The organism is Burkholderia sp. Bp8963, from assembly GCF_003854275.1.
Classification (GTDB): Bacteria; Pseudomonadota; Gammaproteobacteria; order Burkholderiales; family Burkholderiaceae; genus Burkholderia.
This window is the reverse complement of the sequence record NZ_QTQP01000002.1, coordinates 1-22,418: the sequence shown is the minus strand read 5'-3', so window position 1 is coordinate 22,418 and position 22,418 is coordinate 1. Positions and strand designations below refer to the sequence as shown.

Sequence of the window (22,418 nt, the reverse complement as noted above, 5' to 3'; positions counted from 1 at the left end):
TTCGCTATCGTGAAGCGCATGAAAGCCGATCTCGCCCGATTGCCGCAGGCCGCCAAGGCCTACATCCACGAACTCGAAGCAGGTCTCGCCGAGCGCGATGCCAGGATCGACGAACTGACCAAGCGCCTCGACGCGTTGGAAGAGCAATATCGTCTCGCACTGGCCCGGCAGTACGCGCCAAAGAGCGAAAAGCGCAAGGATCGCGTGTTCAACGAGGCCGAAGATGCCGCCGACGCTGATCCGGACGACGCAGACAACAGTGACGCGCCTTCGCTGCCGGACACTGGATTGCCGGAGCTCGACAAGCCTGAGCCCCGTAAGCGAGGTCGCAAGCCGCTGCCCGCGGATCTGCCGCGCGAGCGCATTGAGTACGACCTGCCCGAAGGGCAGAAAACTTGCCCGTGCTGCGGTAAGGCGCTGCATCGTATGGGCGAAGACGTCAGCGAGCAGTTGCACATGGAAGTCAAGGTGTCGGTGCTGCAACATGCGCGCGCCAAATATGCGTGCCGGCACTGCGAACGCCACGGCGTGCGTACGCCGATCGTAGTCGCGCCGATGCCGGCGCAGCCCTTGCCGGGCAGTCACGCAAGTCCGTCGATGATCGCCGCCGTCACGGCCGGCAAGTACGTCGACGGCACGCCGCTGTACCGGATGGAGGACGTGCTCGCGCGCTCGAACATTGCGGTCAGCCGCGGCACGTTGGCGAACTGGATCATCCGCCCGGCCGAGCTGCACTACACGCGGATCTACGACGCACTCAAGCAGGTTCTGCGAGGCCAGTGGTTGATCCACGGCGACGAGACCACGGTCCAGGTGCTCAAGGAACAGGGGCGAAACGCGCAGGATAAGTCGTATATGTGGGTGTATCGGAGCGACGCAGATAGCGACCAGCCGGTCGTGCTGTTCGAGTATCAGCAGGGGCGCGGTGGCGAGCATCCGCGCGCGTTCCTCGGCGACTACGCTGGCACGCTGATGACGGACGGCTGGCCTGCCTGGCGCACGGTCAAGACGGCGACGCACCTTGGGTGCCTTGCGCATGCAAGGAGGCTGTTTACGGACGCGCTCAAGGGCCAGAAGAACAAACCGAGTTCCCGCATCACGAAGGCACTCGAGTTCTTCCAAGCACTGTATCAGGTCGAAGCGCTGGCCAAGCAGACGCTGCCCGAAGGCGAAACGCTGACCGATTACCGGTATCGCCTGCGGCAGCAGCACAGCGTGCCGCTGCTGACCGCCTTCAAGGCCTGGCTTGACGAGCTGGCACCGAAGGTTCTGCCGCAGAGCTTGCTCGGCGAAGCGATCGGTTACTGCCGTCGGCAATGGCAGTATCTGATCCGCTACGTCGATGACGGCCGTCTGCCGCTTGATAACAACGTCATCGAGCGTGACATCAGGCCGTTTGCCACTGCGAGAAAATCGTGGCTGTTCAGCGACACGGAGGCTGGCGCGAAGGCGAGCGCGATGGTCTACAGCATGATGCTCACATGCCGCGCCTGCGGCGTCGAACCGCACGCTTGGCTGCTGCATGTGCTGACCGAATTGCCGCAACGCGCTCCCGACGCGGACATCAGCGACCTGCTGCCGTTCAACTACGTGAAGCAACAAGCCGAGGCGAGCGTGAGCTGACACAGCGAGCGCGCTCCGGCCATCGCGCCGGCGCACTCTACCGAGACTCAGTTGCGGACATCGCCGGTCAACCTCGGCCGTCGCGATGCGGCTATGCTCGCCCAACAGTTGCAAATGATTCTCCATTCGGTGTGCTGAATTTACCGCTTACGAAATACCCCTGCTGAATCGACGTTCCAACTGCGAGGTCGCACGCTAGCATGGGTGCAGTCTTGGCGGCATTCTGTTGGAACACGGGCATCTGTCACTATTTGTTTGTCGTCCCAAACAGAAGGTGCTAGCCCTCTTTCGCGTCGGTGGTTTTTGAGTCACAATGATTCCAACCCTGACTCTTTGGGATTAGAGATGCCCGCGCGAACGAATTCCACGGTAACCAACCCTGCTGGCACGGTCACATGCCCGGCGGATTGTGGTGTGAAGGTCGACATCGTCTACCCGGATAGGATGGTCTGGGTAATTGCCGAAGAGTCGAAAGTCACCGTCGTCATGGCACTCGATGATTTTGCAGATGCCGGATACAGCGTCAAAGCGCGCACATTGGGCATAGCACTTGACTCGTCGCTGGGGTACGTCGAAATTCCATGTTCAAGGCAGCAGGCGGAGAATATCCTAACTCACATCGGCTGGGACCTGTCGCGGTTGCATGTCCATTACCACTAGCATTGGAGGCGTTCGGAACCGTTGCGATTGAATCTGAACAGTCACTGAACTGGTGGTCGCCGGATCGTGAAGAAACCATACCGCGCCGTTAGACGCTATGCGCTCAACACTCAAGGGCGTGACTTCGTCGTCGGCGATGTGCATGGTTGCTTTTCGCTACTAGACGAAAAACTCGCTTCCGTTGCCTACGATTCTCGCAACGACCGTCTGTTCAGCGTTGGTGACTTAGTCGACCGCGGTCCAGAGTCAACATTGGTACTCGATGCCGTTCGCCAGCATAAGATCAAGGCAATTCGCGGCAATCATGAAGACATGATCTTGCGTTGGTACACTGGCTACACGTCGAGTGATCAACTGCTGGCCAACGGCGCTGAGTGGTTCATCGCGATGGCTGACGGAAGTGGTAGAGCAAAGCGTTTCGCAAATTTCATGGCGTCATTACCCTATGCCATCGAAATTGAAAGCAGTAGCGGTCTCATCGCGCTCTTACATGCTGACGTGCCCTTTGACGATTGGGGGAAATTGACCGCAGCGCTTGGAGATGAGAGGCGGGGAGATTTGGTGCGCCGACAGGTGTTGTGGCAACGGAGCCGTTGGCGCGAGTACAGGGAGGGTGACGGTAGGGATTTTTCGCCCAGCCTAGCTACAGTATTCGGTCTGCCTGTAGGGGGGCTGAGGAGCGCGACATTCGACCCTCACAGAGAGATTAATGGCGTGTTTGCCGCGATTGTCGGCCATACGCCAGTTCCTAAGCCGACGGTCCGAGGGAACGTGATCAACATTGACACTGGTGCTGTATATGGCGGCACACTAACTGTACTCAATCTTAATGATTTGCCACACTTACTATCGTGCTCTGAGGCAGGGTGAGCCGATAGGGTGTTGTCGTTTGTCGTTAAAGCCGAGCGGATTGACACTCAAGGCGAGCGGGAGGCGTGCTCCGGCACGGCGGCCAACGTCAGGCCGGGCTTGGGTAGGCAACCGAAGGGTTTTGTGCCGGATTCGGCTAACCGGCTACGTTCAACTGATGCTGAGCACGGTGGCGCCGCGCGAATCTCCTGACGCCTACCGGTGCTCCAGCGCCCGACGCTGCTGTTTTTACACAGCCTCGGCCGAGAGTCGACTGATGCAGTCGGCCCCGGAGGCGCCACAACACTGCTCTGCGACCATGGGCCTATCCGTCATTTTGTGGGCGGGGCATATCATGAGAGATAAAAGTCATGGATATGCCGATGAAGAAGAAACGAAGAACGGTAGCATCCCAGGCAGCGGCCCGCGGGTCGCTGCCTTAACAGCCAAGGAACTGCTGGACTAGTTGGTCAACGGGCCGATGACGCCGGCCGAGGTGCAGGACTTTATGCTGGCGTTCAACAAGGCAGTCATCGAACGCGCGATGGGAGCCGAAATAAATCTGCATCTGGGCTACCCGCCGGGTCAGCCCAAGCCGCTCAGTCAGGTCGACGAGAGCAACGGCGCCAGTGGCAAGACGGTCATCACCGATCGTGTCCCGGTTCGGGTCGAAGTTCCCCGCGATCGCGACGGCAGTTTCGAACCGATCCTGATTCCCAAGCATGACCAAGGAGGACTGGATGCGGCCAAGTGCGTCGCTCATGCTCAAGCCGAATGCCGCGAAAATCCCGAACGTCTGCGTCCACATCGGCGTTTCCTGTATCGATCTCGAAGAATTCAAGTACCAGCAGGACTAGAAGTACTGATCCCCGCGTGGGCGGGGATCGGATGGTCAGCGCATGCTCAGTATTCTCCAGACGCGTTGCGGGGTCGCGCAGCCGAATAGCGCTAAGGCCATCGATACATTGCGACAACGACAGATCTATGATCGCTAAAGCCTCGTCGACTTAGACCTCCGCCGGGGCGCTCTTGCCTGCCAAAGTCAGTCCGCCAAGGAGGAAACCGCCGGAGTTGCCCAGATTGAACGCCGCGACGTTGTGGTCGGCGGCCGTACCGACGGCCTGAACATATGCTCCAGATTGATAGTGCGAGCGTTAGAATTTGTATCCAATCGATACGAACGAAATGATGGGATTGACTTTTAGCTTTGCGCTGCTGGTCACGATACCTACTTTCGACTGTGTTGTCAGCGTTGCCCGGACGGACAACCACATATACGAAAGCGAGGCATCAATCGACCAGTGTTGGTTGATGTTATAGGTCAAGCCTGCATTGACTACGGGCGCGAGCGAGCGGCTCAACTTGACCGTAGTCGGTCCCTCAAGCGCGGCCCCGAGCCCTGGTGAGTATAAAAGTGCGCCACTAGATGCCACGGGCTCAAGTTTCACGTCACTAAACCAAACATAGGCGGCTCCTCCCGCGAGGTACGGTCGAAGGTTGCTTGTGGCATCGTTGAAGTAGTACTTCAACAATATTGTCGGGCTCCATTCATATGCCGATCCTGCACGCCCGAGAGCGCTGAGCGATCCGGTGCCGCTCAGCCGAAATTTTGGCGGAATACCGCCCACGGCCGCAGCCGCGATGTGGTCGGTAATGAAGTACGTAGTGGCGAATCCGAGCGTATCTGCGTTATCAACCGACGTACCAGTGCCCGCTGCAGTAACACTGGTTCCGAGCGCGCGGACTTTCAGTGGGTCACTGGAGTCCAGTGGTGCGAGATGGAACCAACCTAAGTTAGCGACGAGATCTCCGGTTTTTTGTGCCTGGGCTGCCGAGCACGTTAGCAACGCGGTAGCAACCACCAAAACTTGTTTCATCAACATCCTGTCTCCTCCGATTGTACGTTCAAGGTGATAAATTGAAGCGGCAAAGCAACTGGATACCGGCCGTGATTGCGCTACTGGACTAATTCCGTTGCGTTGAGATATTCAGTGATAGATCGACGCAAGGTAGGGTTGGTGGAAACTTGTAAATTTATATGATAGGAATCCGAATTGATTGAATTTTATAGCGGCGCGGTGTCGATATTAATATGAAATTGAATTAGAATTGATTTTTGTGTTGATTTAATTGTTTGTTGATTGAGTTTATATAATTATTCTCAGTGTGCTGAATATTTCACTCCGCGCGACAGGTAATCCCACGCCCGATCTCGACCAACGCCGAAACTGTTCGAGGCGTATTAGTGCTCTGTAGTAGTCGTGGGTGCTCAGCGCCTTGTTCATTAGCGCTTTACGGACCCAGATTCCGAGTGCGCTGCCGTTCGTCCGGCGCAGACGCTGAATCAATGAGACTTTCTCGAGCAAGGCCAGTTTGCGCATGGTGCATACTCGGAAGCTGGATAAATGGGAGGCACACCTCCTTGGCAGTGTCGGATCCATCTGATGCCCCCGTGCATGTCGTGCATCGGTGTTCGTCTGATGTCACTGGCAACCGCTTTGGAGTATATGACTCGTATAGTATCGGTGCTATACAAAATGTATAGTTGGTGAAAACCACAACTGGTCCAGCGCGAGGCGGAACCCTCTACAGGGTGAAGCAGTCGATCCGGCCCGATAGACTGCCACCAAGTCTCCTGATTCTGAGGATCAAGACGGATGTCGAACGCACCGCGTGCCAGCGCCAGATACCCAGGGTTGTTGATGTCCTGAGCGAGGCTGACTCAGTTTCGCGAACGTGAATTTCTTGCGATCGCGTAACGCCATCCGTGGCGACTCTGACCGTGCCGATCCGGGGTGCGACCGGGGAGGTTCACACCAATTCGGATCATGACTGAGACTGAGGGCGGGACTCGTGCCCCCGGTTATCGAGGCCAGAGGATATTAATGAGGCCGTGCGCTCGCCGAGAAGCGACGGTACCCGTCTGGATGCGTTGCAGTTCGGTCGACTTTCGCGAGAGCATCGACTGTAAGCCGATACTGGTCGGCCAGGCAGCTCGTTTGAATCCAAAGATTACCGCGCCGTTGCCCTCATGGCGCGTCTTCGCGCATCGGTTGCCAACCAAGCTTGCTTACATGGCAGTTGGATTCGCTGCGCGATGCTGCAGGCAGCGCAAATGGTTCGGCCGGGATTCGTGGGTATCTGAAGCTTTGGATATTTGTGAGTTCAGCCGAACTCCGGCAAGACATCAGGGCTTGTATTCGAGAATCTTGAATACCTGTGTGAACGCCTGCCTGCTTCCTTGCAGGAGGGATACGCGCCCTTCGCGGAGTGCGTGCGTAGGAGTGACTTCGCGCAAAGCCAGAGCCATGAATGTCCCCATGTCGCACTGTATCTTGACGTCGGGAGGCTCTGTGCTGGGGCCGGAACGGATCAGCACCTTTCCGTGGTTCACCGGGACATGGAAAATCTCCGCGCCCACATGGAACTCATACAATGTTTGTAAGCCGGCGCTCACGGCGGGATCGCTCGACCCGGTCAAGCACAGTGCGATGAGTTCCGCACGGGCCGTGGACGGATCGATGCGCTCATCGAGCGGCAGGCGCAGACCCCAGAGCCCGAGTGCAATCACAGGCTTGCGCAGTTGTTCGCCCATTTCCGTCAGTTCATAAGCTGGCGTAGCGGCGGATGTTGGCAACGTGGTCGGTTGGATGACATCGTTCTCTACCAGCATGGCCAAGCGCTCGGACAGCCGGTTTGCACCCATGGCCGGTAAGATCGCTAGCAGATCCTTGAACCGCTTCGGGCCCAGCAAGAGTTCGCGGATCACGAGAAGCGTCCAACGATCGCCGAGGACGTCTAATGCCCGGGCCATTGGGCAAAGTTGACCGTAGGTTTTGTTTGGCATGTCACATTGTACAAGGCCCTGCTTAAGCAAAGCCGGTTGGAAGGTGATGGTCACGGCTCAGACGGGAAATTGACGGACGGCCTTGCGGACACCAGCATCCGTAGGGAAGATTTTCCAGACAAGGCGTGCCTTGCCATCGCAAATCTGCCGCTGCGTTGGGTATCCGTTGAGTCACGTCCTGAATCTCCTCGGGGCAACACACCCAGCGCACACGTCGGGTCGTCCCAGAAGGCGATGACTGGCCGCGCGATCGCTGCCGCAGCAAAAGGGGTATTCGTTGTCGCGCCTTCTCGCGCAGAGACGCCATGGCACGCGGGGCGGTCTGATCGAACGGCAGCGCGACCTTGAGGTCTCGCGATGTCTGCGTCGTAACCGGACCCATGCGTTTTCTCCAGTCTCGGGGTTCTGAGCGCGCACTACACATTCTACTATATTTTTTGTATAGTCATTGTGCTATACCAAGCGTATAGTGTTGTCGGTGGTCGTAACGTCGGTCCCGAATTTGTGCCTTTCGCCCTGGTCGGCGGCGGTCCGATACTGCGCCCAAGCTAACGCGGTGTGACGGTTGGTGGACTGAACGGGGTCTTCTCTTATCGGTACGGATACCTGAATGATGGGGGGCGCTGATTTCATTCGTGCGGATCTATCCCCACGAGATCGTTTTGGATCGCGGTCCTTCGTCGACTACGCTGCTGAAGACTACTAGAACCAGGAAACGGAGACAAACCATGAACGTGCTATTCGCCAATATGGGTGTAGAGAGCCGGACTCGAGAAGGCTCGAGGTGCTCCAGATGAGTACTTCATATGATTTTGACTATATCGTCATCGGTTCAGGGTTCGGCGGTAGCGTGTCCGCCTGCCGTCTCACTGAAAAGGGCTATTCGGTTGGTGTGATGGAGATGGGGCGGCGTTGGACAGCTGAAGATTTTCCTAAGACCAACTGGGACGCGAGGCGCTGGATGTGGCGACCTGGTCTGAAGATGTTCGGCTTCTACAACATGCGGCTGTTCCGCCACGTCATGGTCTTGAGCGGAAACGCAGTCGGTGGTGGTTCCATCACATACGCGAACGCCTTACTGGTACCGCCCGAAAGAGTGTGGGACGAGGGTTCGTGGGCGGGCTTGAAGGACTGGAAGGGTGTCATGCCCCAGTACTACGCCATGGCTGAACGAATGCTCGGGGTGACCGAGAACCGAATTCTGGGCGAGGCCGATTTTCGGCTCAAGAAGATGGCGGAATTGCAGGGCGTAGGCGATACGTTTCACAACGGCCGTGTGGCGACTTTCTTTGCACCAAACGGTGAGGCTGGCGGCAAAACCTATGCCGATCCCTACTTCGGCGGCGAAGGTCCGGAGCGCGGGACATGTGTCGGTTGCGGTGGCTGTATGGTGGGTTGTAAGCACAACGCCAAGAATACGCTTGACAAAAATTATCTCTATTTTGCTGAAAAGCGTGGGGCGCGGGTTTTTGCCGAAACCAGGGTGGTGGACGTGCGCCCACTCGACGGTAAGGAAGACGGGAGCAACGGCTACGAAGTCTTCACTGAGCGCTCGACCACATGGTTCAATAAGCAACGACGCAGTTTCCGCTGCCGCGGGGTGATATTTGCCGCGTCCTCATTGGGCACGATGGAATTGTTGTTCCGCCTTAAGCAGAGCGGCTCCCTGCCGCGCATCAGTGATGACCTCGGCAAGCGCGTGCGCACAAATGCCGAGTCTCTCGTCGGTGTGCGCTTTCCGGCCAAAGACAAGAGCATGTCGCCCGGCGTAGCCGGTGGTGCCGGCGTCTATATCGACGAACGGACGCACATCGGCGCGGTGCGTTATCCGGAAGGTTCGGACGCTACAGGTCTGATGATGACCTTACTATCTGGCGGGCGTGCCGGGTGGACGCGGATTTTTACCTGGCTATGGACGCTGGCAACACATCCGGTGAAAGCAATACGTGTGCACAACCCCTTCGGATTTGCACGCCAGACAATACTGTTCGTTGTAATGCAGACGGTGGACGCCTTTATCAACATGCAGTTCAAGCGTCGCTGGTATTGGCCGTTTGGCAAGCAGTTGTGCACTGAAGGTGGCCCGATCCCTACCTTCATCCCTGAAGCCAACAACTTTGTTGAAAAGGGGGCGAGGGCCCTGGGCGGCATCCCAACGACGTTGCTGACGGAAATTCTATTCAACATTCCAACGACGGCGCATTGCATGGGCGGATGCGCAATGGCGGACTCGCCCGAGCGCGGGGTGATGGACGCTCAGAACCGCGTCTTCGGTTATCAAAATTTGCTGATCTGTGACGGCTCGATGCTCAGTGCCAACCTTGGTGTGAATCCGAGTCTCACTATCACGGCGCTGACTGAGCACGCGATGTCCCACATTCCTGCGAAGTCGTCGCACGTTCCCCATCTTTCGAGTGTCTCCTATGGCCAGTCCGCTTACAACTAACGGCATCCCGTTGAACCGGCCCTTGAGCCTGCCCAATGGCAGCGTGTACAGCAACCGGCTCACCAAGTTGCCCTAAGTGAGGCACTGGGTAGGTACGACAACCATGTGACGCCCAGACTCGCCGAACTGTACCGGCGCTGGACAGCTTCAGGTGTCGCACTAAGTACAAGCGGGCTTGACCGCTGACACGATTTTTCCGCTATTAGCGTCGTCGAAGAATGATCATGGAGATCAATGCAATGCGCCATCTATTGAAGTCAGGTGTCATCGGACTAGCCCTAGCCGCAACTCTCATTTCCTCGCCAGTTCGGGCAGGTGAGGTATCGTCAGATAGCGAGAAGATCAGCATACCGACACAAAAACAGGAACTCGAGGTCAATTGGAAGGACGTGCCGACGCAGACCATCACTGCAGGAGGAGTGGACTTCGCGTATCGGGAGCTCGGGAAGGAGCATGGTGGTACACCGGTGATTTTCCTTACTCACTTGGCTGCCGTGCTAGACAATTGTGACCCTCGAGTGGTGGACGGCCTCGCTGCGGAGCATCATGTGGTCACGTTCGACAATCGTGGTGTCGGAGCCTCCAGTGGCTCGCCATCCGATTCGATTGATCAGATGGCTGATGATGCCATTAGCTTCATCAAGGCCATGGGGTACAAAAAAGTAGATCTTTTTGGTTTTTCGATGGGCGGCATGGTTGCACAGGAAATCGTGTTGAAGCAGCCGGAACTCGTCCGAAAAATTATTCTCGCGGGAACGGGGCCTGCCGGCGGGGAGGGCATCAGTGCGGTGACCAGCGTTACCTTCTACGACATGCTTCGAGGGTTCCTCACTGGCCAGGATCCGAAGCAGTACTTATTTTTCACCCGAACACCAAATGGTATCGAAGCAGGAAAGGCGTTTCTGGCTCGTTTGAAGGAGCGTTCGGAAAACCGAGACAAAAAAATCTCCCTGACCGCTTTTGGGGCTCAATTGGAGGCGATTCGCGCATGGGGGCAGAAAGAGCCACAGAACCTTTCGGTTGTGCAGAACCCAGTGTTAGTTGTCAACGGCGATAGCGATCGGATGGTTCCAAGCAAGAACTCCGAGGATTTGGCGCGGCGCCTGCCGAACAGCACGCTCATCATCTACCCTGATTCGGGCCATGGTGGTGTGTTTCAGTTCTACGCGGACTTCGTGCCAAAAGCACTCGCGTTCCTTGGCGAATAAGTTTGAAGGTGGCGCCCGCAAGGGCGCTCGATCCTCCTAAGCAGGCTTGCGTAGTGGGAAGAACGGCAAGTTTGACGCAGCAGACGGCTAGTTTCCCGATTCGCGCCGAGCATGGTGTCAGTCTGTCATTTTCGAACATCAAGAATCATAAGGATTCCATCATGACTGATACTTTCCGTAGTAGCACGTCTGCCGTGTGGCAGGCCGATATATTCAAAAAATGGGTTCAATATTTCGGTGCGACCGATCCCAGGGATCTCGACCTCGGAACGTTAACGGCTATCCATGCGTGGGTCATGGACGGTTTGGAGCCGAATGATCAAAGGCAAGAACGGTAGTCGGCCCCGCACGTGTATCGGTGGTTGAAAGTCCCCATTCCTTGAAATGCAACACCGTCCAGTAAGGGGCCATCGGTGCCCCATGTCACTTTTGCTTAGCTGAGCTGTCGTTACCATGATCGTGCGCCGGTTCGCATGCTGCCGCCGACGGCCCCAGGGTCGCTAGGATCTTGTCGCGGCATACCGTTAGGATTTCGTCGGCCAGTCGGGAATCATCCGGGCACGCGCGCGACAACACAATGGCGCCGACCGCATGCGCCATGATGTCGAGGCAGTTGGCTCGCGCCTCCGCCGAGGCTGCACCGTCCGACGAACCACGCTCTTGGCACAGCGCCGCCAGCAGTCTTTCGATGCCGTCCGCGAATGTGGCGCGGACTGCTTCGGATTGACGCGCGGCATCTCCGCCCAGCGCAGCCATCGTGCAGCCGGTTCCGCGCGAGTCCCGGTGCTCGCGCGCGAGATACAGTCGCACAAACTCCGATGTGTCGACCCCAGCCGATAGCGCAACGGTCTGCGCCATGCCGCAGGCTGCCGACTCCGCGATCAGATCGGCCTTCGAGCGGAATTGCTTGTAGAAGCCGCCGTGGGTAAAACCAGCTGCACCCATCAGATCGGCTACTCCGACCCCATCATAGCCGCGCTCCCTGAATAGGGTGGACGCAGTTTCAACAACGTGGGCCCGATTGGCCTGGGCCTGTGCCTTAGTGACCTTCACTTTTCCTCTACCGTGGACGAGTTTCTGTATGAAGTCCGACTATACATTGATGTCGGTCGTCATCAAAGTCTTGACATGTTGGATTATGATCATCATCATTGAGTCATTCCCAACACCGAACGCTGGAACAACATGTCAGAGAAATCGCTTTTCGAGCCGTACGCCCTCGGTAGCCTGACGCTCACCAATCGCATCGTCATGGCGCCGCTGACCCGCAATCGTGCAGGAACCGGGTTGGTGCCCAGCGAGCATGCCGCGACCTACTACGCCCAGCGCGCCTCGGCCGGGCTGATCATCACCGAAGCCACCCAGGTTTCGGCTCAGGCCCAGGGCTATCAGGACACCCCCGGCCTGTACACGCCCGAGCAGATCTCTGGCTGGCGTAAGGTCACCGATGCCGTACATGCCAAGGGTGGACGCATCTTCGTGCAGCTTTGGCATGTAGGCCGCGTCTCGCACACTGACTTGCAACCTGGCGGTGCGGCGCCGGTCGCACCTTCCGCTATCCGCGCCGAGACGAAGACTTTCGTCAACAACGGATTTGCCGACGTGTCCGAACCACGCGCGCTCGAACTCGCCGAGCTGCCGGGCATCGTGAACGATTTTCGACAGGCTGCTGCCAACGCTATTACCGCTGGTTTCGACGGAGTGGAAATTCACGGCGCCAACGGATATCTGCTGGAGCAGTTCATCAAGGACGGGGCCAACCATCGCACCGACGATTACGGCGGCTCGATCGAAAACCGTGCGCGCCTGCTGCTCGAGGTGGTCGGCGCGGTGGTCAAGGAAATCGGCGCCGAACGCACGGGCGTGCGCATCTCACCCGTTTCGCCGGCTAACGGTATTTCCTGCAGCGATCCGCAAGCGCAGTACGACTACATCGCCGACCAGCTCAGCGCCCAGGGCGTCGTCTATCTGCACGTAGTCGAAGGTGCGACTGGCGGCCCACGCGACGTGGCGGCATTCGACTATGACGCGCTGCGCCGCCGTTTCAAGCAGACCTATCTGGCGAACAACGGATACGACCTGGAATTCGCCACCACTCAACTCAATGAGGGCAGAGCCGACTTGTTCGCGTTTGGCCGTCCGTTTATCAGCAACCCGGATCTGGTCGAGCGCCTGAAGCACGGCGCACCCCTGACGCAACTCAACCCGGCGACGCTCTATGGCGGCGGCGCTGTGGGCTATATCGATTACCCGACGATCTCCGGCTAAGGCCCGCCCCCTTGATTGAGCCACCGCCAGAAGAACCCTTGAAAAGGAAAGTACCCATGACCACGCTTCCGACAGTCCTCATCACCGGCGCCTCGAGCGGCATCGGCGCCACCTACGCCGAGCGCTTCGCTCGGCGTGGCCATGACCTCGTCCTTGTCGCCCGTGACAAGGCGCGACTGGATGCCTTGGCAGAGCGTCTGCGTGAGGAAAGCGGCGTGGCCGTAGAAGTGCTGCGGGCCGACCTGACCCAGGCCGCCGATCTGTCCGCGCTCGAGACTCGTCTGCGCGATGACAATCAAATCGGAGTTCTGATAAACAACGCCGGCATGGCTCAATCGGGCGACTTTTTGCAGCAAACCTCCGAGAGCATCGAGCGTCTGATCACGCTCAACACGACGGCACTGACGAGGTTGGCTGCCGCGGTCGCTCCACGCTTTGTGCATTCCGGTAACGGCTCGATCGTCAATATTGGCTCGGTTGTAGGTTTCGCACCCGAATTCGGCATGTCGATCTATGGTGCCACCAAGGCATTCGTGCTGTTCCTGTCGCAAGGCCTGAACCTCGAGTTGTCACCCAAAGGCGTCTACGTGCAAGCGGTACTGCCGGCGGCGACGCGCACGGAGATCTGGGAGCGCGCCGGAGTTGACGTGAACACGCTTCCTGAGGTTATGGAGGTCGGAGAGTTAGTTGACGCGGCACTGATTGGGTTCGACCGCCGCGAACTGGTCACGATCCCACCGCTGCACGTGGCCGGGCGGTGGGAGGCACTGGATGGCGCTCGTCAGGGACTGATGTCGGACATTCGACAAGCACACGCGGCTGAGTGGTATCAGCTCGATGCCTGACTATTGCCGCTTCCGCTTTTGGTGCGAGCCAGGTCGTGCCTGATCTGTGAAGAGCCGTTTGCTGCATGCTGATATTACACCCCGGGCTTGTTTCACGTTTCTCCGAGGTCAACGCGGTGATTGCACAAAACGGCGGAAGGACTAATACCACGAGGACTTTGCGCCTCCAAGCGTTGGAAGTTCTGGCGCATTGAAGCTGCGGCAACGAGACCGACATCTCGACACACGTCCTCAATAGGTGAATACATGACTGACAACCATATCACTACGCCCACGCGCTTCGTGGATGTCGACGGTACTCGATTCGCCTACCGCCGCTGGGGTAAGGCTGACTCATCGCAGCCGCCGCTACTGTTTCTGCAGCACTTTCGCGGAGGCATGGACAACTGGGATCCACTAATGACGGATGGGCTTGCCCAGAGCCGCGAAGTCATTCTCTACAACGGTCGCGGCGTCGCGTCCTCCGGCGGGCAACCACGAACTCGCATTGAGGACATGGCCGATGACGCGGCGGCCTTCGTTCGCGCACTCGGCTTGCAGCAAATCGACGTTCTGGGTTTTTCGTTGGGAGGGTTTCAGGCGCTGGACTTGACCTGGCGCCATCCCGAGCTCGTGCGCAAGCTGATGCTGCTGGGTACCGGGCCGCGCGGGGGAAATCCCGAAATGGAGCAGCGCGTGTTGACGACAGCAGTTAATCCGGTCCCGGCGTTCGAAGACTTCCTTTACCTATTCTTCGGCCGATCAGCAGAGGCTGAGCGGGCAGCAAGGGAGTTCTGGGAGCGGCGTCATATGCGAGCCGACCAAGATCCACCATCCTCGCCGGAGGTCTCGATCGCGCAGATCGAGGCCAACATGCTGTACATGCCGAGGCTCTCGGAAAACGATCCTTTTGCGTATCTGCGCAGCATCCGGCAGCCGACGTTCATCCTCAACGGCGTGAACGACGTGATGGTCCCGACGGTTAATTCGTTTTACATGGCTCGCAACTTGCCAAACGCTCAGTTGTTCATTTACCCGGACGCCGGCCACGCCGCGCAGTTCCAGTACCCGCAACGCTTCTTGGGTCACGCAATTCAGTTCCTGAGCGAGTGACGCGACGGTCGTCATAGTCCGAACGCACTTTTTGCATGTCAAAAGGATGGTCAGAAATGCTGAAGTTCAAGTTCCTGTTGTGGGCGTTTGCCCAGATGCTGAGACGCAAGATCAGGAGCGACGCCAGCGCCGCGCGTTACGTCGAGTCCAAGAGCCTGGTATTTCAGATTCGTACGGTTTCGGGTGCCGGGCGCTACTTTGTTATCAAAGATGGCACCGTCCGATCATCTTCGGGGCTGGCAGCGACTCCTCGATTTACGCTCACCTTTACTAGTGCGGCCAAAGGCTTCGAGATTCTGTCGGCCAAGGACGCCCAAGCGGCTTTCCTCCGGGGGGTGGGCAGTAAAGACCTGACCATCAGTGGTGACTTCCGGGAAGTGTTGTGGTTCCAGGGCCTTACGGCATTCCTGCAGCCTCCGAAAGTCGTCTTGCCTTACGACCGCACCGTTTTCTGAGTTGCCATGAAACCAGATCTGCTTAACCAGCCACTGCGCCTGCCCAATGGCAGCACTCTGCGTAACCGGCTCGCCAAGGCCGCCATGAGTGAAACCCTGGGCACCTACGATAATCGCCCAACACTTGACCTGGTGCAGTTGTACCGACGCTGGGCTGCCTCGGGGCTCGGACTGATCATGACAGGCAACGTAATGATCGACCGCCGCGCCTTGGGCGAGCCTGGGAATGTCGTAATCGAAGACGAGGCAGACTTGCCCGTGCTGCGGCAATGGGCGGAATCTGCAACCGCGCAGGGGGCGTCGATCTGGGTCCAACTTAACCATCCCGGAAAGCAGTCGACCAAGGGTTTGAACGCCTTCAACCTGGCGCCCTCTGCGGTTCCTTTCCGCGAGGACATGGCAGCATTCTTCGAGACACCGCGCGAAGCGACCACGTCCGAGATTCAAGAAATCATCGAACGTTTCGGGCGCAGTGCGGCAATTTGCAAGAAGGCCGGGTTCAGTGGCGTAGAGATCCATGGAGCACATGGTTATCTGATTAGCCAATTTCTTTCTCCGCACCACAACCGCCGCAGCGACGAATGGGGTGGCAGTCCCGAGAAACGGCGCCGCTTCGTACTGGCCGTATATGAGGAAATCCGCCGGCAGGTCGGTCCAGACTTCCCGGTTGGCATCAAGCTCAATTCGGCCGACTTCCAGCGTGGTGGTTTTACGGAAGAGGAATCGATCGAGACAATCCGCGCGTTGACCGATGCGGGCATCGACCTGATCGAGATTTCTGGCGGTACCTATGAGGCACCGGCCATGAGCGGGGCGATGCGAGAACCGAAGAAGGAATCCACCGCGGCCCGAGAAGCCTACTTCCTTGAATTTGCACAGAAGGTGCGCGCAGCAGTCAAAGTGCCACTGATGGTGACCGGTGGTTTCCGCACGGCTGCCGGCATGAATGCGGCGCTCCACTCCAGCGCGCTGGATGTGGTCGGCTTGGCGCGTCTGCTCGCGATCGATCCTGATGCCCCCGTCGCGTTGCTTCAAGGGCGCGACAGCCTGCAGCAGGTGCACCCAATCAGTACCGGCCTCAAGGCTATCGATCGCATCGGAATCATGGAGGTGCTGTGGTACACACGCCAGCTCAAGCGCATTGCGAGGGGTAGAGAACCGCGCCCCGGCGAGAGCGGGCTTGCGGCATTCTTGAAGTCTGCATTCACCAGCGGCTGGGGAACGTTTCGCACGCGTCGTCTGCGGGCGCGCAGTTGAGCGCCGAGCGCTTGCGATTAGATACTCATCGTTGATGAACGTCCAATGAAACGATCCATCACCCGATCAAAGGAAGCCACGCACGAGCGCATCGTCGACGCTGGCGCGCGCGTGATCCGTCGCAGCGGGTATGACGGCGTCGCCATTGCCGACATCATGAAGCAAGCGGGCCTCACCCACGGCGGGTTTTACGGACATTTCGCGTCAAGAGAGGCAATGCTGGTCGAGTTGGCGGATCGCGCGGGCGCCGATGCCATCGCCACCTTTTCGCACTGTACGGCCGCCGTGCCCGCCGAGCATTCCCTGCGGGCGCTCTTACGAGCTTATCTGTCCAAGGAGCATGTAAAGAACCCGGAGGCCGGTTGCCCAATCGCCGCACTGGGAACGGAAATGCCGCGTCAAGCGCCGGCTGTACGACGCGCCATAACGCGCCGTATCAAAGACATGATCGAAGTTGTTTCCCGCCAATCGGCCGATTGGGGCGAGCCCGACGCGCATAAGCGTGCCTTGGCGATCGCGGCAACGATGATTGGGGCCGTGATCCTGGCGCGAGCTGTCGACGAAGAGCCGTTGTCCGACTCGATGCTTGAAGCAGCTCTCGAGCATCTTGCTTGCGGCGCGGATTGAATTCCGACCACTTTTTTTTACCCGTCAGCATGATGCTCGACATATGAAAGTAGAGCCCAAGGAGTCAATGATGAAGAGCATCAACCCAGACACCCAATCGACGACGTCGTTTGCTCGAGCACCGAACAACTTCGTCAAGGCGGCTGGAACCACCTTCGCCTACCGCGAACTGGGTCCGCATGGCGGAATTCCTTTAGTTTTGCTAAATCATTGGGGGGCCGTGCTGGACAACTTCGACCCGCGCATCGTCGATGGCTTGGCTCACAAGCATCGAATTATCGCCGTCGACTATCGCGGAATTGGCTTATCCGGCGGTATCGCTCCGGTGACCGTGGGGGAGATGGCGCGCGATACCATTGCGCTGATTCATGCATTGGGTTTTGATCGAGTCGATCTGCTTGGCTTCTCGCTTGGCGGATTCGTGGCGCAGGACGTGGCTCTCAAGGCGCCAGGCATGGTGCGCAAGCTCGTCCTCACTGGCACGGGTCCCGCCGGCGGTCACGGCATCGATCGTGTGGGTGCCGTAACTTGGCCACTGATGCTCAAAGGCCTGCTAACGCTGCGCGATCCAAAGGCCTATCTGTTCTTCACCTCCACAACCAATGGCCGGCGGGCAGCAAGCGCCTTCTTGAAACGGTTGAAGGAACGTAAGACTGGCCGTGACAAGAGGCCGACACCTCGCGCCTTCCTCCATCAACTCAAGGCGATCAAGGCTTGGGGCCAGCAGGCGCCCCAGGACCTCACCAATCTGCCCATGCCAGTCCTGATCGCCAATGGGGATAACGACATCATGGTACCCACCGCTCTGAGCCACGATATGGCCCGCCGCATCCCCGATGCACAACTCGTCATTTATCAAGACGCCGGCCATGGTGGAATCTTCCAGCATTACACCAGCTTCGTACCCACGGCACTGGAGTTCCTATCGCAATGAATACTTTGCGGTCCAGCGGCGTATGAAGATTCTCGTGAACCCCGGCAGAGCGCGCATGATTCTCGACCAAAATTCGTCGACGACGCGCTTTGCCGAAAACATCACCGAAATTTGGAGAAGGAAATGAAAGCAGTTCGATTTCATAAGACTGGAGGCCCTGAAACGCTGGTTTATGAGGATGTGCCAGATCCCTCACTTGCCGACGACGAGGTTCTCATTCGCGTCGAAGCGGCTGGAGTGAACTTCGCCGATGTCATGCGTCGTCGCGGCGACGACTATCCCGAGCCGTCCCCCACGCCGTTCATGCTCGGCGCCGAGGTGGCCGGCACAATCGCTGCTGTCGGCAAGGCGGTGACTTCGCTCCCTGTAGGTACGCCGGTGATGGCTGCCCCGGGAGCGGGGGGATATGCTCAATACGCCCGTGTGCCAGCTGGCATTGTGATACCGCTGCCACCCGGGCTCGACGCGGTACGCGCGTCGGCGTTGGTCGCCCACGGTTTGACCGCTGCCTTGGTACTTCGCAAGGCAGCTCGACTTCTACCTGGCGAAACTGTATTGGTAGAAGCTGCTGCGGGCGGTGTAGGTTCGCTCGCTGTACAACTTGCCAAGCTTTATGGCGCGGGCAAGGTCATCGCTGCCGCTAGCACCCCTGCGAAACGGGCCTTGGCCGAAAGTTTGGGGGCGGATGCGACCGTAGACTATACAGCCCCCGATTGGGCCGCTCAAGTACGCACGCTGACCAACGACAAGGGTGTCGATATAGTCCTGGAGACAGCCGGAGGCGACAATCTTGCCGAGGCGTTCAAGTCTATGGCGCCGTTCGGGCGCTTGATCTTCATCGGCCAGTCGAGTGGCAAATCCAGCCTGATTGATCCATGGACTCTGACGGTCCCCAACCTCACCATCACCAGTTTTTATGTCGGCGCGTACCTGGCGTTCTCCGAGCTGATTCAGTCGACGCTGTCGGAGCTCATCGGACTGGTCTTATCCGGCAAAGTGACGCTGCAAACAGAAACGGTGTTACCGCTCTCGCAAGCCGCCGAAGCACATCGTTTGCTCGAAGGACGCCATACCACCGGCAAGGTAGTTCTCCAACCGTGGGCGTGAGCGCGGCTCAGTCCAGCGCCTTCACAATACAACGCAACATCGGAGTAAGAGCAACATGAAAGCACTCACATTCAAACGCTATGGCAAATCACCCGAGATTGGGTTCGCCGAAGTTCCGCGCCCCACGTTAAAGCCCGATGAATTACTGGTTGAAGTTCACGCTGCAGGGGTAAACCCGATCGACAACATGATTCCGACGGGAATGTTCAAACCCGTATTGAAGTTCCAACTGCCCGCAACTATGGGTAGCGATCTGGCTGGCATTGTGATCGATGTTGGCAGCCGCGTAACCCGCTTCAAGAAAGGCGACGCTATCTTTGCAAGTCTGTTCGACCTTGGAAGAGGATCTATCGCCGAATTCGCTGTTGTACCGGAGAGTGCAGCAGCCCCAAAACCGGATAATCTCGACTTCGTGCAGGCCGCCTCAGTTCCAATGGTCGCACTCACTTCGTGGCAAGCGCTGAAGGAACGTGCCAATCTTCAGGTGGGTCAGAAGGTGTTCATTCCTGCGGGCTCGGGCGGTATTGGCACTTTCGCGATCCAATTGGCCAAGTATTTTGGTGCTAAAGTGGGGACCAACACCAGCACGGGTAATATCCCATTGGTTACAAGCTTGGGCGCGGACGAGGTAGTCGACTACAAGAAGCAAGAGTTCGAGAAAGTGTTGCGCGGCTACGATGTGGTGATTGGCACGATCAGGGGTGATGCGATTGAGAAATCAATCGGAATCCTTAACACTGGAGGCAAGGTCGTCTCTCTTATCGGGCCGCTGGACGCAGCGTTCGCCCGTGCTCGCGGGCTGAACTTTGTCCTGAGGTTCGTATTCGGCCTAATGAGCCGTAAGATCATGCGTCTTGCGAAAAAGCGGGACGTCACCTACTCGTTTCTCTTCGTCCGCCCTGACGGCGCTCAACTCGCCGAGATTGGCAAATTGCTCAAGTCAGAACGCATCCATCCTGTGATTGACAAGGTGTTTCCGTTTGAACAGGCAAAGGAAGCGCTTGAGTACCTGGCGCAAGGACGCGCCAAGGGCAAAGTCGTGGTCAAGATCAAGTAAGGTACCTAAGGGTTGATTGTTGAGGCGTGCCGAGCTCGGCAATGATGCAAGACTCTCGATACGCCTGACCCTGGGCGAGCTGGCGCCAGTCGTCGACCGCACACACGGGAGCGAGCGTGATTTTCCCGATGCGTACCCCGTTGAACGAGGATTCGGCGGCAATGCTGCACAGCCATCTATCCATGACGCGTGAACCCGATCGCGTGTCGCTTAGCCGGGGGTGATAGCGCCAGCGTGGCAATACCTTTTCTGGTCGCGAGCGCAATCGCGAACGCATCGATCACGATGCGATGAAGTTGGCGCAGATCCAGGTCAGTGCGTTCCGCAAGGCCCGTTGCGCTACCTTCTTCGAGTTCGATAACCTTCCCTGTCGAGCGTCGCAAGTGTTCGATCTTCTCAAGGATGATCTGCATTCGCTGTTCCGGATCGGGTAACGGATAGCCGGTGCAGCGCATTCCCGTGGCTCGGGGCGCGCCGCGGACCGGGCGTCATCCAAGCATTCCTAGATACATCGGTGGCACTGCAGTCAGGCCAGCATGTACGCTGCGGGTAGCTGGTTTGATTGGAAATGCGGCATTCGATGTGTTGGTGCGATCTGGTTGTCGTCACCTCGTTGATCATTCCTCCAGTAGTGCTGGCCGCCATCGCGTTGGTCTGGTTGCCGCGAGCGCGGTCGACGCCAGCACCACAAAGGTGATCTGTCCGCGAGCGTTACGCCCTGGCGACACAGCACTGGCTAGGCTGCAGCCTCTTCAAGTAGCCAATCGCGGAATGTGGTGAGTTTGGGTAGCGCGGAGCAGTCGCTCCGATACACAACGTAGTAGGCAAGTGGGGATCCACGCTTGCGGGCTCGTTGTCTTGAAGCGTTTAACAGCTCCGAAGATGCGCTGTCTTTGGAGCAGGCTGCAACGATCATCGTCGAAAACGAACAGTGGGACGATCGTATAGTTCCGGCTTTCGTTCGTGCTCAGCCGGCGCAGATCGTAGATCTGCTGATGGCGAACCAAGGGCCGGCTTTACAGAAGCTTGTAAATGGAATATTGCGTCTTCCGGTCGGCTTGGAGTACCGAGAGCAGGTCAATGAGAATGTCACCGCAGCACTAACGACTATTGGGAAGCGGTCGTTGATTAACAGAATTAAAGTGAGGCGCTGGGGTGTGATTATTCGTGACGAGTAAATATGATTTCGGGGCTTCGAGAATTGCATTGATGTGACAGTATGTGCACTTTCCATTCGAAGGATAGGTTCTGCCGTTTGAGCTGGATTGAACAATGCGGTGTTTAAAGTCGGCCTTGAGTCGCATAACAGTTTGCGCGGGCGTCGAAGAGTGCGTGGTGCCGACCACCGTATTGTTTGAAGTACATCTCCATGCGATGTATATCTAATGCCTCTTCGCCGAGACGGCACGCAAGCCAGCCAGAGGGAACGTCACCCAGAAGATCAACTAGCAGTTCCCAGTCACCGCCGTAGTCGAAGCACAGCATACGAGGAGGGAGTTCGTCCTCCAGTTGCGATAGCCATGTCAGGAGGGCGCACCGTAAGGCTTCGCGGGAATACACCTGCTCGGGGAATTGCCCAAGCTGAGGTAGCACCGCCGCACGGACGAATTCGCTGCAGCTTGATAGATCAAAATCTGAGCGTTCACCGTAGAACTCACGACCGTCTTCGGCAACGAGAGCGATGCTGATAAGGTCGCAATCGATGAAATCAGTGAACTCAGTGTCAACAAAGACATGGAACGGCATAACTTATCTCCCCGACGAACTTACTCCGGAAGAATGTTCACACATCCGCTGAGTGCGCGATAGACGATGCTGAACGCCGTGAGTCGCGACGGCGCGGCTTGATTGGAGCATGTTGCATTTACTTGAGCACGGGGCGGTCAATGCAGGATAGAAACGGACGGTGGGCTCATGAATGTCCATTTGTGCGTAAGAAAAAATGGACAGCGCACATTCGGCTAAGCGTATGAAAATAAAGGGAAATTGATTGTCCGTTTTTCGGGTATTTTAGAGCATTCCATTACACACAAGTCGGCGTGAGCGGCTTGTAAACTTTCGCGGCTTGCCGTTTACTCTTGCTTTTTGCATGACGCGCGAATGGCACGAGCAACGGAGAGTTGGGCGGCAATGGAATTCAAGG

General features: G+C 57.7%; 21 protein-coding genes and 1 pseudogene. 17 read left to right on the top strand and 5 right to left on the bottom strand.

All coding sequences use genetic code 11. From position 1 onward, the window contains the following. Positions 1–18 precede the first annotated feature (18 nt). From tnpC to DID96_RS01960, 4 genes and pseudogenes are all read left to right on the top strand, one after another. Complete coding sequence (tnpC, locus tag DID96_RS01975) at positions 19–1,623, top strand: IS66 family transposase (protein WP_124457133.1); 1,605 nt, start codon at positions 19–21, stop codon at positions 1,621–1,623. A gap of 414 nt (positions 1,624–2,037) precedes the next feature. Further along, the gene (locus DID96_RS01970) at positions 2,038–2,283 is read left to right on the top strand and encodes a hypothetical protein (RefSeq protein ID WP_060343152.1); all 246 of its coding nucleotides are present in this window, start codon (positions 2,038–2,040) and stop codon (positions 2,281–2,283) included. 66 nt (positions 2,284–2,349) lie between these two features. Then, the gene (locus tag DID96_RS01965) at positions 2,350–3,153 is read left to right on the top strand and encodes a metallophosphoesterase (protein ID WP_185732154.1); all 804 of its coding nucleotides are present in this window, start codon (positions 2,350–2,352) and stop codon (positions 3,151–3,153) included. 362 nt (positions 3,154–3,515) lie between these two features. Further along, positions 3,516–3,862, top strand: a pseudogene (locus DID96_RS01960) (transposase); the annotation flags it as partial. Between the two features lie 424 nt (positions 3,863–4,286). On the opposite strand, the gene DID96_RS01950 reads toward DID96_RS01960, so the two are convergent. Both DID96_RS01950 and DID96_RS01945 read right to left on the bottom strand, forming a co-directional pair. Next, the gene (locus DID96_RS01950) at positions 4,287–5,009 is read right to left on the bottom strand and encodes an OmpW/AlkL family protein (RefSeq protein WP_409333753.1); all 723 of its coding nucleotides are present in this window, start codon (positions 5,007–5,009) and stop codon (positions 4,287–4,289) included. A 1,310-nt stretch (positions 5,010–6,319) separates the two neighbouring features. After that, on the bottom strand, positions 6,320–7,033 hold the full coding sequence (locus DID96_RS01945) for a winged helix-turn-helix transcriptional regulator (protein WP_260463782.1): 714 nt from the start codon (positions 7,031–7,033) through the stop codon (positions 6,320–6,322). A 739-nt stretch (positions 7,034–7,772) separates the two neighbouring features. On the opposite strand from DID96_RS01945, the gene DID96_RS01940 reads away from it, so the two are divergent. The 3 genes from DID96_RS01940 (at position 7,773) to DID96_RS38185 (ending at position 10,971) form a co-directional block, all read left to right on the top strand. Continuing rightward, complete coding sequence (locus DID96_RS01940; RefSeq protein ID WP_124597594.1) at positions 7,773–9,425, top strand: GMC family oxidoreductase; 1,653 nt, start codon at positions 7,773–7,775, stop codon at positions 9,423–9,425. A 218-nt stretch (positions 9,426–9,643) separates the two neighbouring features. Further along, positions 9,644–10,633, top strand: a complete 990-nt coding sequence (locus DID96_RS01935; RefSeq protein ID WP_260463781.1) for an alpha/beta fold hydrolase — start codon at positions 9,644–9,646, stop codon at positions 10,631–10,633. A gap of 161 nt (positions 10,634–10,794) precedes the next feature. Beyond that, a complete protein-coding gene (locus tag DID96_RS38185) occupies positions 10,795–10,971 on the top strand; it encodes a hypothetical protein (RefSeq protein ID WP_185732153.1) in 177 nt (58 codons plus the stop codon). Positions 10,972–11,056: 85 nt separating this feature from the next. On the opposite strand, the gene DID96_RS01930 is transcribed toward DID96_RS38185, so the two are convergent. Next, positions 11,057–11,686 (bottom strand): TetR/AcrR family transcriptional regulator, encoded by a 630-nt coding sequence (locus tag DID96_RS01930; RefSeq protein WP_124597593.1) that lies wholly within the window; start codon positions 11,684–11,686, stop codon positions 11,057–11,059. 132 nt (positions 11,687–11,818) lie between these two features. On the opposite strand from DID96_RS01930, the gene DID96_RS01925 reads away from it, so the two are divergent. From DID96_RS01925 to DID96_RS01885, 9 genes are all read left to right on the top strand, one after another. Beyond that, on the top strand, positions 11,819–12,901 hold the full coding sequence (locus tag DID96_RS01925) for an alkene reductase (protein WP_124597592.1): 1,083 nt from the start codon (positions 11,819–11,821) through the stop codon (positions 12,899–12,901). A 56-nt stretch (positions 12,902–12,957) separates the two neighbouring features. Then, entirely contained in the window at positions 12,958–13,746 is a 789-nt protein-coding gene (locus tag DID96_RS01920) for an SDR family oxidoreductase (RefSeq protein WP_124597591.1), read from the top strand. Between the two features lie 246 nt (positions 13,747–13,992). Continuing rightward, positions 13,993–14,838 (top strand): alpha/beta fold hydrolase, encoded by an 846-nt coding sequence (locus tag DID96_RS01915; RefSeq protein ID WP_124597590.1) that lies wholly within the window; start codon positions 13,993–13,995, stop codon positions 14,836–14,838. Between the two features lie 56 nt (positions 14,839–14,894). Further along, positions 14,895–15,293 carry a helicase gene (locus DID96_RS01910; RefSeq protein ID WP_124597589.1) on the top strand — a complete coding sequence of 133 codons (399 nt, stop codon included), beginning with the start codon at positions 14,895–14,897 and terminating at the stop codon, positions 15,291–15,293. Positions 15,294–15,299: 6 nt separating this feature from the next. Beyond that, entirely contained in the window at positions 15,300–16,550 is a 1,251-nt protein-coding gene (locus DID96_RS01905) for an NADH:flavin oxidoreductase/NADH oxidase family protein (RefSeq protein ID WP_045579693.1), read from the top strand. A gap of 45 nt (positions 16,551–16,595) precedes the next feature. Next, entirely contained in the window at positions 16,596–17,177 is a 582-nt protein-coding gene (locus DID96_RS01900; RefSeq protein WP_124597588.1) for a TetR/AcrR family transcriptional regulator, read from the top strand. Between the two features lie 70 nt (positions 17,178–17,247). Then, positions 17,248–18,111, top strand: a complete 864-nt coding sequence (locus DID96_RS01895) for an alpha/beta fold hydrolase (protein ID WP_124597587.1) — start codon at positions 17,248–17,250, stop codon at positions 18,109–18,111. Positions 18,112–18,234: 123 nt separating this feature from the next. Further along, positions 18,235–19,218, top strand: a complete 984-nt coding sequence (locus tag DID96_RS01890; protein ID WP_124597586.1) for an NADPH:quinone oxidoreductase family protein — start codon at positions 18,235–18,237, stop codon at positions 19,216–19,218. 55 nt (positions 19,219–19,273) lie between these two features. Continuing rightward, positions 19,274–20,275 (top strand): NADP-dependent oxidoreductase, encoded by a 1,002-nt coding sequence (locus DID96_RS01885; RefSeq protein WP_124597585.1) that lies wholly within the window; start codon positions 19,274–19,276, stop codon positions 20,273–20,275. 176 nt (positions 20,276–20,451) lie between these two features. Here the strand turns inward: DID96_RS01885 and DID96_RS01880 are convergent, their stop codons facing one another. Beyond that, a complete protein-coding gene (locus DID96_RS01880; protein ID WP_260463780.1) occupies positions 20,452–20,688 on the bottom strand; it encodes a hypothetical protein in 237 nt (78 codons plus the stop codon). 429 nt (positions 20,689–21,117) lie between these two features. On the opposite strand from DID96_RS01880, the gene DID96_RS38180 reads away from it, so the two are divergent. Beyond that, positions 21,118–21,453, top strand: coding sequence for a hypothetical protein (locus tag DID96_RS38180; protein ID WP_185732152.1), 336 nt, complete (start codon positions 21,118–21,120; stop codon positions 21,451–21,453). A 103-nt stretch (positions 21,454–21,556) separates the two neighbouring features. Here the strand turns inward: DID96_RS38180 and DID96_RS01870 are convergent, their stop codons facing one another. Then, on the bottom strand, positions 21,557–22,021 hold the full coding sequence (locus DID96_RS01870; RefSeq protein WP_124597584.1) for a 3'-5' exoribonuclease: 465 nt from the start codon (positions 22,019–22,021) through the stop codon (positions 21,557–21,559). Positions 22,022–22,418 lie beyond the last annotated feature (397 nt).